Source organism: Streptomyces sp. MnatMP-M17 (assembly GCF_900091995.1).
Taxonomy (GTDB): domain Bacteria; phylum Actinomycetota; class Actinomycetes; order Streptomycetales; family Streptomycetaceae; genus Streptomyces.
In genome coordinates, this window is sequence record NZ_FMDK01000109.1 from 1 (window position 1) to 9,096 (window position 9,096).

Below are 9,096 nucleotides of genomic sequence, written 5' to 3' on the forward strand. Positions count from 1 at the left end.
GGAAGCTAAGCCTCACAGCGCCGATGGTACTGCAGGGGGGACCCTGTGGGAGAGTAGGACACCGCCGAACAATCTTTCAAGGACCCATGGTCCAGCGTTCATGCTGGACCATGGGTCCTTTTTGTTTTCCCAGCTTTCCCTTCCATTCCCCATTTCACCCGAAGCGCATCGGAAGGCCGACTGCGCGAGAATGACTGCGGTACCCGAAGACAGGAGCCCAACCGATGTCCCCCAACTCCTCCGACGACCGTCCCGAGCGCGATCAGCGCCGTCGGGACAGCGGTGACCGGGGCGGCTTCCGCGGAGGCCGTGACGATCGCGATCGCGGTCCGCGACGTGATGATCGGGACCGTGGCGGTTTCCGTCGTGACGACAGCAGTCGCCGTGATGACAGCCGGCGTGACGACAATCGGCGCGATGACAACCGGGGCGGCGGATATCGCGGTGGGCGCGACGACCGGCCCGCCGGACCGCGTCGCGAGGACGACCGTGGTGGTCGTCCCGGCTCCAATTCCGGTTCCAGCGGCGGTGGTTACGGTCGTCGTGACGACCGTGGCGGTCGGCCGACCGGTGGCGGTGGCTATCAGCGGCGCGATGACCGTCCCAGCAGCGGTCCTCGCCGTGATGACCGCGCCGGTGCCCCGCGTCGGGACGACCGACGTGATGACCGACGCGATGACAGGCCTGGCTTCCGTCGCGATGACCGGCGTGACGATCGACGTGACGACCGGCCCGGTTTCCGTCGGGACGACCGTCCCAGTGGCCCGCGACGCGATGACCGTCCTAGTGGCCCGCGACGCGATGACCGTCCCAGTGGTCCTCGTCGTGACGACCGTGACCGTGGTGCTCGGCCCAGTTTCGGTTCCGGTGGCGGCAGTGGCGGCGGTTACGGCCGTCGCGATGACCGTCCCGGCAGTGGTGGTCCTCGCCGTGACGACCACCGCCCGAGCGGCCCGCGTCGTGACGATCGTCGTGACGACGGCCGCCGCGATGACCGGCCCACGTTCCGTCGTGATGACAGCCGAGGCGGTGGCGGTGGCGGTAGCTACGGCCGTCGTGACGACCGGCCGAGCGGGCCCCGTCGGGATGACCGGCCTAGCGGTCCCAGGCGTGACGACCGTCGTGACGACCGGCCCGGTTTCCGTCGTGACGACCGGCCCAGCGGCCCACGCCGTGACGACAGCCGTGGTGGAGCAGGGCGCCCCGGCGGGACCGGTGGCGGCGGTGGCTACGCTCGTCGTGACGATCGCGGTGGCCGGCCCACGAGCGGTGGTGGCACCGGCGGTGGTTACGGCCGGCGTGACGACCGGGACCGCGGTGACCGCGACCGTGGTGGATACCGCGGGCGCGACGACAATCGCCGCAGCGGCTACGAGCGCCGTGACGACCGGGACCGCGACCGTGACCGGGAGCCGATCAAGCGGCTGCCGATCCCGGACGACGTCACCGGCGAGGAGATCGACAAGAGCGTCCGTCAGGAGCTGATGAGCCTGCCCAAGACGCTTGCCGACGACGTCGCCAGAAACCTCGTCATGGTCGCCCAGCTCATCGACGAGGACCCGGAGCAGGCCTACGCGTACTCCCGTATCGCACTGCGGCTCGCCTCCCGGGTCGCCGCCGTACGTGAGGCGGCGGGCTTCGCCGCGTACGCCACGCAGAAGTACGCCGAGGCGCTGGCCGAGTTCAGGGCCGCTCGGCGGATGACCGGGAGTGTCGATCTGTGGCCCGTCATGGCGGACTGCGAGCGCGGACTCGGCCGTCCTGAGCGGGCGATGGCGATGGCCGGCGAGCCCGAGGTGCAGAAGCTCGACAAGGCGGGCCAGGTCGAAATGCGGCTGGTCGCGGCCGGAGCGCGCAGGGACATGGGACAGATCGACGCCGCCATCGTGACGCTCCAGAGTCCTGAGCTGGCGTCCAACTCCGTTCAGCCGTGGACCGCTCGGCTGCGCTACGCGTACGCCGACGCCCTGCTGTCGGCCGGGCGCGAGGACGAGGCCCGTGAGTGGTTCGCCAAGACGATCGAGGCGGACAAGGACGGTGCGACGGACGCCTCGGACCGGCTCGCGGAGCTGGACGGCGTCGAGTTCGTGGACGCCATGGTCGAGGAGGACGAGAACGACGACAGCGACGAGGTCGCCGAGGCCGACGGTGAAGACGAGGACCTCAACCTCGTTCTCGACGTCGAAGACGACGAGAACGACGAGGACGTCGCCGAAGACGGTGACGACGACCGACTCGATGAAGACGACGAGCGCGACGAACCCGACGCCAAGCACTGAGCGTTGAGCTGAGCTGATACGTGTGGGCGGCACCCCGGCCGGGGTGCCGCCCACACGTGTTTACGCCGTCAGCAGCCCGGAGCGAGACTTCGCAGCACCAGCCCCGTCGCCGGCTTGGGGCCGAAGGACGTGGACTTGCGCGGCATCATCACGCCCTGGCGCGCCAGTTCCCGTACGACCTCCTCGCGCACCGGATGCAGCAGGACCGCCGTGCTGCCGTCCCGTTCCGCCTTGTCGACGGCCGCCGCCGTGTCATGGATGTACGCGATGTGCTCGGGCGCGTCCGGGATCCGCCAGATGTGGTTCAGCAGCGTGGCGTGCAGGACCGTCGCGTCCAGTGCCCGCCAGGCCGCGGGCCGGTCGACGGGCACCGTACGCGCCAGCAGCTCCTGGTCGGGACGGTCGACCAGATGGAAGCGGCCGTCCCCGGCGAGCAGGAACGCGTTGCCCATGGTTGTGGCGTCGGCCAGGGCGTCGAGCGCGTCCGGGAGCGGGCCGTCGACCGTACGGACACGGAAGAAGCCGGAGAGCGCCTCGACCGCGCGGTCGACGGGCAGTTGGTGCAGCACCCGGTGGATGGAGCGGACCTGGAGGGGATAGCGGGCCGTGTCGATCAGCAGGACCAGTCCGTATCCCCAGGGCCCGGCGTCCACGTGCTCGTCGCGCAGCCGCAGATAGGTCGCCCAGCGGTGGTGGCCGTCGGCGATCAGGGCCTGGTGGTGGCCCAGGTCGTCGGCGATCTCCGCGAGGTCGCCGGGATCCGTGACCGACCACAGCCGGTGGCTGAAGCCGTCCTCCGTGGTGGTGTCGAGGAGCGGCGAGCGGCGGACGGTGCGCTCGATGACGCCCGCCGTCCCTGTCATGCCCGCTGTGCCCGCTGTGCTCTCTGCGCCCGCCGCGCTCAGTACGTCCGGTGCGTCGGCCAGTACGTCCGGTGCGCCGGCGGTGATCTCGCCGCCGCTGCGGTAGGTCAGCAGCAGTGGTTCCAGATTCGCCGCGGTCGCCCGCATCAGGGCCGCGCGGTCCGCCACGACATCCGGCATGACGTCCTCATGCGGCAGCACGATGCCGTCGGACGGCGACGAGAGCGCCAGCGCCCCGATCACGCCTCTCTGCAACAGCTCGCCCTTGCGCTGCTCGTACACGTACAGCGCGGGCTCCGGATCCGGCGCGAGGACGCCCTCGGCGAGCCAGCGCGCCAGCGTCCGCGCGGCCTGGCGGTGGCGTTCGCCGGGCGTGGCGGCCTGCGGCAGGATCAGCCGGACGATGTTGTGCGGATCGGCCGACTCCAGGTGGTGCAGTCCGTCCGGCCGCACGACCACGTCGTACGGCGGAGAGGTCACGGCGGAGAGACTGCCGACCCGTTCGGGGACATAGCGGAGCCCATGGAACGGAATCAGCCGCAGCCCCTTGTCCGCAGGACCTGTTGTGTTCATCAGGGCATCGTATGTGGGGTGTGGGAAATGAGCGATGATCGGGAGAGAAGCGCCACGGAGCAGGTATGTCACGTGGATGCGGTGTGCAGATGTCACGAGCGAGGGACGGACGGCGGATGAGCGAGCAGAGCAGGACCAGGCCGAGCGGGAGTGCGACCGCGCTGCACAAGGCGTACGACACCGCTCTGCTCGATCTCGACGGTGTGGTGTACGCGGGCGGGGAAGCCATCGCGCACGCCGTGGAGTCGCTCCGTACGGCCCGTGACGCCGGGATGCATCTCGCGTATGTCACCAACAACGCGCTCCGCACGCCCGCCGCCGTCGCGGCGCATCTCACCGAACTCGGTGCGCCCGCCGAGCCGGCCGATGTGATCACCTCGGCGCAGGCGGTCTCCCGGTTGATCGCGGAGCAGTTCCCGGCGGGATCCAAGGTGCTGGTGATCGGCGGCGAGGGCCTACGGGTCGCGCTGCGCGAGCGCGGACTTGTGCCGGTCGAGTCGGCCGATGACGATCCGGCCGCCGTGGTGCAGGGATACGGCGGTCCGGAGCTGGCCTGGGGACGGTTCGCCGAGGCCTGCTACGCGATCAACCGCGGTGTGCCGTGGTTCGCGTCCAATACGGATCTGACGATTCCGAGTGCGCGCGGGATCATGCCGGGCAACGGCGCGGCGGTGGAGGTCGTACGGATCGCCACGGGCGCCGTACCGCAGGTCGCGGGCAAGCCGCTGCCGCCGATGCACCGCGAGACCATTCTGCGGACCGGCGCGAAGCGGGCGCTGGTGGTCGGGGACCGGTTGGACACGGATATCGAGGGAGCGTTCAACGGAGGCGTGGACTCGTTGCTCGTGCTGACCGGAGTGACGGACGCGGCGCGGCTCCTGGCCGCCGAGCCGAGGCACCGGCCGACGTATGTGGACGAGGATCTGCGCGGACTGCTGACCGGACAGCCCGAAGTGGCCGGGACGGAAGGAGGGTTCGGCTGCGGCGGATGGACCGCTTCGGTCGCCGGGAACGGGCACGCACTGGCGCTGGACGGGGACGGTACGGCGCTGGACGGGCTGCGTGCGCTGTGCGCGGCGGCCTGGACGGAGGCCGGCGACGGCTCCTCCACGCTGGACGTGGGCAAGGCGCTGGCGAAGCTGGGTCTGCAGGACGAGAGGGTAGGCTAACCTAACTTCGTGTTGGTCGGCAGCCCTCCAGAACAGACGGACACCAGGAGTACGTCCATGCAGCGCCTCACCGCGGAATCGGTGACTCTCGGCTACGACCAGCGGATCGTCGCCCGCGATCTGTCGGTGGAGATCCCCGACCACTCGTTCACGGTGATCGTCGGCCCGAACGCCTGCGGCAAGTCGACATTGCTGCGTGCGCTCTCCCGGATGCTCAAGCCCTCCCAGGGACGTGTTCTGCTCGACGGCACCGCCATCCACACGATGCCCGCCAAGAAGGTCGCCAGGACTCTCGGTCTGCTGCCTCAGTCGTCCGTCGCGCCCGACGGGATCACCGTCGCGGATCTGGTGGCGCGTGGCCGCTATCCGCACCAAGGGCTGCTGCGCCAGTGGTCGCCGGAGGACGAGCGGACAGTCGAGGAATCGATGGTGTCGACCGGTGCCGATGAACTGGCTGATCGTTATGTCGATGAATTGTCCGGCGGCCAGCGTCAGCGTGTCTGGATCGCGATGGCCCTTGCCCAGCAGACACCGCTGCTGCTGCTCGACGAGCCCACCACCTTCCTCGACATCCAGCACCAGATCGATGTGCTCGACCTCTGTGCCGAACTGCACGAGACCCAGGGCCGTACGCTCGTCGCCGTTCTGCACGACCTCAACCACGCGGCCCGTTACGCCACGCATCTCATCGCGATGCGTGACGGCGCGATCGTGGCGGAGGGCGCGCCCTCGGAGGTCGTCACGGCCGAGCGCGTGGAAGAGGTCTTTGGTCTGCGCTGCCAGGTGATCGAGGACCCGGAGACCGGTACGCCGCTGGTGGTGCCGGCGGGACGGCGGGCCCGGCGGGCCGTGCCCGTACCGCAGGCGAAGTGAGAGCCGGTCCGTACAGCCCCACCGCCGCTCACGAGGCGGCCCGGAGTCTCAGAGCAGCGTGCGGCTCAGAGCAGTGTGCGCAGACGCAGCAGGTCGCGGAAGCCCGCGTCCAGTCTGACCCGTCCCGAGCCCCACGCGCGGGCGAAGTTCAGCTCGCCGTCGACCAGCGCCACCAGATCGTCGCCCGCCATGGCCAGCCCGATCTCCGCCTTCTGCGGCGGCGGTCCCTGTACGGTGTCGGCGACTTCGATCCGGCCGTCCACGAGACGGCCGGTGAAGGTGAGGTCCAGATCCGTGATATGGCAGCTCAGTGAACGGTCGAGCCCGGCCGCGGTGCGGACCTCCCGGTTCGCGCGTGCCAGATTGTCCGAGAGCTTTTCGAGTGCGCTGCGGCACTCCTCCGTCGTCGCCATCGTGATCGACGGTACCGCAGGGCTTCGCGGTAGCGTCTGGGCATGAGCGACTCCATGGCGGGACCGGCCGCCGGACCGGCCGAGAGCGGGCCGGGGACGGCGGGACCTCCCGCGGACGACCCGGCGGCGCCACGCCCGCTCGGCGTGGGCACCGTCCCGACCGGCGACACCGAGGTGGACGCGTGGCTGGCCCGTCTCGGCGACGCCGACCACCTGCCGACGGACGGACATGTCGAGGTGTACGAGGATGTACACCGCGGGCTGCGTGACGCGCTGACCGCGCTCGACGCACGTCCGGCGCCCCAGGGCCCGCAAGGACCTCGGCCGCAAGGCCCACAGGGACCGCAGGGCCCACAGGGAGCGCAAGGCCGGCAGGGCGCTCCGGGCCCGGGCCCGGGTCCCCGGTGATCCCTCTCGCGTACGACCACAGGAGCTGAACCGAACGTGGCAGGACTGGCACGCCGCCGTCTCGATGCCGAACTGGTACGCCGTAACCTCGCGCGCTCACGTGAACACGCGAGCCAGCTCATCGCCGCGGGCCGGGTGACCGTCGGCGGTACCACCGCGACCAAGCCCGCCACCCAGGTCGAGACGAGCGCCGCCGTCGTCGTCACCGCGGACGACGGCGATCCCGACTATGTCTCCCGCGGCGGACACAAACTCGCGGGCGCGCTGGCGGCCTTCACTCCGCTGGGTCTGGAGGTCCACGGCCGGCGGGCGCTCGACGCGGGCGCCTCCACGGGCGGCTTCACGGATGTCCTGCTGCGGGCCGGCGCCGGCCATGTGGTCGCGGTGGACGTCGGCTACGGACAACTCGCCTGGTCGCTGCGGAGCGATGAACGCGTCACCGTCAAGGACCGTACGAACGTACGCGAGTTGACGCTTGACGCGATCGAAGGGAAGCCTGTGGATCTGGTGGTCGGGGATCTTTCGTTCATTCCGCTGGGGCTGGTGCTGCCCGCGCTGGTGCGCTGCGCCGCGCCCGGCGCCGATCTCGTACTGATGGTGAAACCGCAGTTCGAGGTGGGCAAGGAGCGGCTGGGCAGTGGCGGAGTCGTACGCAGTCCCGAGCTGCGGGCCGAGGCCGTACGCGCGGTGGCGCGGCGGGCCGGTGAACTGGGCCTCGGCGTAAAAGGAGTCACCGCGAGTCCGCTGCCGGGGCCGTCCGGAAATGTCGAGTACTTTCTGTGGCTCCACGCCGGAGCGCCCGAGCTGGACCCGGCGGATGTCGACCGTGCAGTGGCGGAGGGACCCCGTTGACCACGCAGCCCACGCAGCCCGTGCAGAGCACCGAGCCCGCGCAGACCATCCAGACCACCCCGACCACCTCGACCACCCTGATCACCGAGAGCGCTCCGGTCACGCTGGGCGCTCAGCACATCCCGGCCGCCGAACCGGCCCTGAGCACCACCGCCACCGAGACCGCCGGGAGCCTGCGGTCCGCCAACGCGGACCGCACCGTGTTCCTGCTGGCCCACACCGGCAGGCCCGCCGCGATCCGCAGCGCCGAACTGGTCGTGAACGGACTGGTACGCAACGGTCTCGGTGTACGCGTACTGGCCACCGAGGCCAACGATCTGCCGCTGCCACCGTCGGTGGAGACCGTCCCGGAGGCCACGCCCGACGTCCTCGACGGCTGTGAACTGCTGATCGTGCTCGGCGGCGACGGGACGCTGCTGCGCGGTGCCGCCTTCGCACGGGCCTCAGGCGTTCCCATGCTCGGTGTCAATCTGGGCAGGGTCGGCTTTCTCGCCGAGGCGGAACGGGACGATCTGGACAAGGTCGTCAACCGCGTGGTCACCCGTGCGTATGAGGTCGAGGAGCGGATGACGATCGATGTCGTCGTGCACAGCAACGGCGATGTGGTCCACCGGGACTGGGCGCTCAACGAGGCGGCCGTGCAGAAGGTCTCGCCCGAGCGGATGCTCGAAGTCGTCCTGGAGATCGACGGACGGCCCGTGACCGCCTTCGGCTGCGACGGCATCGTGTGCGCCACGCCCACCGGTTCGACCGCGTACGCCTTCTCGGCCGGCGGTCCTGTCGTCTGGCCGGAGGTCGAGGCGCTGCTGATGGTGCCGATCAGCGCCCATGCCCTGTTCGCGAAGCCGCTGGTCACCTCGCCGACCACGGTGCTCGCGGTGGAGGTGCAGGCGCACACGCCCAACGGTGTGCTCTGGTGCGACGGGCGCAGAACGGTCGAGTTGCCGTCGGGAGCCCGGGTGGAGGTACGGCGCGGCGCCGTTCCCGTACGGCTGGCGCGGCTGCACCACGCGTCGTTCGCGGACCGGCTGGTGGCCAAGTTCGCGCTGCCGGTGTCGGGCTGGCGCGGGGCACCTCACTGAGCCGCGGGGCACCGCACTGAGGGCGGGCCGGCCCTCGGCCGGGCGAACCGTGGGTGGGGTCCGTCGCGCGGCGGCGCCGGGACCTCGTATGGTCATGACCGTGTTGGAGGAGATGCGGATACGGTCGCTCGGGGTCATCGACGACGCGGTCGTCGAGCTGTCGCCAGGCTTTACCGCGGTGACCGGTGAGACCGGCGCGGGCAAGACCATGGTCGTCACCAGCCTGGCCCTGCTGCTCGGCGGACGCGCGGATCCGGCGCTGGTACGGATCGGCGCCAGGTCGGCGGTGGTGGAGGGCAGGCTCACCATGGCCGCGGGCACGCCCGCGGCCGTACGGGCCGAGGAGGCCGGGGCCGAGCTGGACGAAGGGACGCTGCTCGTCAGCAGAACCGTCTCCGCCGAGGGACGCTCACGGGCGCATCTGGGCGGGCGCTCGGTGCCCGTGGGCGTACTGGCCGAGCTGGCGGACGATCTGGTCGCGGTGCACGGCCAGACCGACCAGCAGGGACTGCTGCGGCCCGCGCGGCAGCGGCAGGCCCTCGACCGGTACGCGGGCGAGGGCGTCGCCGGGCCGCAGGCCGCCT

The 9,096-nt window shown here is 70.8% G+C and carries 10 protein-coding genes; 8 read left to right on the forward strand and 2 right to left on the reverse strand.

Annotated features, from left to right (window positions below):
• Window positions 1–309 precede the first annotated feature (309 nt).
• Window positions 310–1,485, forward strand: coding sequence for a hypothetical protein (locus GA0115259_RS42705; protein WP_202449712.1), 1,176 nt, complete (start codon window positions 310–312; stop codon window positions 1,483–1,485).
• Window positions 1,485–2,279 (forward strand): tetratricopeptide repeat protein, encoded by a 795-nt coding sequence (locus tag GA0115259_RS41105; RefSeq protein ID WP_237539801.1) that lies wholly within the window; start codon window positions 1,485–1,487, stop codon window positions 2,277–2,279. Before GA0115259_RS42705 ends, GA0115259_RS41105 begins: the two co-directional genes overlap by 1 nt.
• A 68-nt stretch (window positions 2,280–2,347) precedes the next feature.
• On the opposite strand, the gene GA0115259_RS06065 is transcribed toward GA0115259_RS41105, so the two are convergent.
• Window positions 2,348–3,715, reverse strand: a complete 1,368-nt coding sequence (locus tag GA0115259_RS06065) for a DUF1015 family protein (RefSeq protein ID WP_093591947.1) — start codon at window positions 3,713–3,715, stop codon at window positions 2,348–2,350.
• A gap of 116 nt (window positions 3,716–3,831) precedes the next feature.
• On the opposite strand from GA0115259_RS06065, the gene GA0115259_RS06070 reads away from it, so the two are divergent.
• Window positions 3,832–4,884: an HAD-IIA family hydrolase gene (locus GA0115259_RS06070; protein WP_093591950.1), complete on the forward strand. Its 1,053-nt coding sequence runs from the start codon at window positions 3,832–3,834 to the stop codon at window positions 4,882–4,884.
• A 57-nt stretch (window positions 4,885–4,941) separates the two neighbouring features.
• A complete protein-coding gene (locus tag GA0115259_RS06075) occupies window positions 4,942–5,757 on the forward strand; it encodes an ABC transporter ATP-binding protein (protein WP_093591953.1) in 816 nt (271 codons plus the stop codon).
• 65 nt (window positions 5,758–5,822) lie between these two features.
• On the opposite strand, the gene GA0115259_RS06080 is transcribed toward GA0115259_RS06075, so the two are convergent.
• The gene (locus GA0115259_RS06080) at window positions 5,823–6,170 is read right to left on the reverse strand and encodes a sterol-binding protein (protein ID WP_093591956.1); all 348 of its coding nucleotides are present in this window, start codon (window positions 6,168–6,170) and stop codon (window positions 5,823–5,825) included.
• Between the two features lie 42 nt (window positions 6,171–6,212).
• Here GA0115259_RS06080 and GA0115259_RS06085 point away from each other — a divergent pair, with 42 nt between their 5' ends.
• The 4 genes from GA0115259_RS06085 to GA0115259_RS06100 all read left to right on the forward strand — a co-directional run.
• A complete protein-coding gene (locus tag GA0115259_RS06085; RefSeq protein ID WP_237539800.1) occupies window positions 6,213–6,578 on the forward strand; it encodes a hypothetical protein in 366 nt (121 codons plus the stop codon).
• A 36-nt stretch (window positions 6,579–6,614) separates the two neighbouring features.
• Window positions 6,615–7,430 (forward strand): TlyA family RNA methyltransferase, encoded by an 816-nt coding sequence (locus GA0115259_RS06090; protein ID WP_093591959.1) that lies wholly within the window; start codon window positions 6,615–6,617, stop codon window positions 7,428–7,430.
• Between the two features lie 173 nt (window positions 7,431–7,603).
• Entirely contained in the window at window positions 7,604–8,512 is a 909-nt protein-coding gene (locus tag GA0115259_RS06095; protein WP_093591968.1) for an NAD kinase, read from the forward strand.
• 88 nt (window positions 8,513–8,600) lie between these two features.
• Window positions 8,601–9,096, forward strand: a 496-nt coding sequence (locus tag GA0115259_RS06100) for an AAA family ATPase (protein WP_161230304.1), incomplete at its 3' end; no start/stop codon positions are given.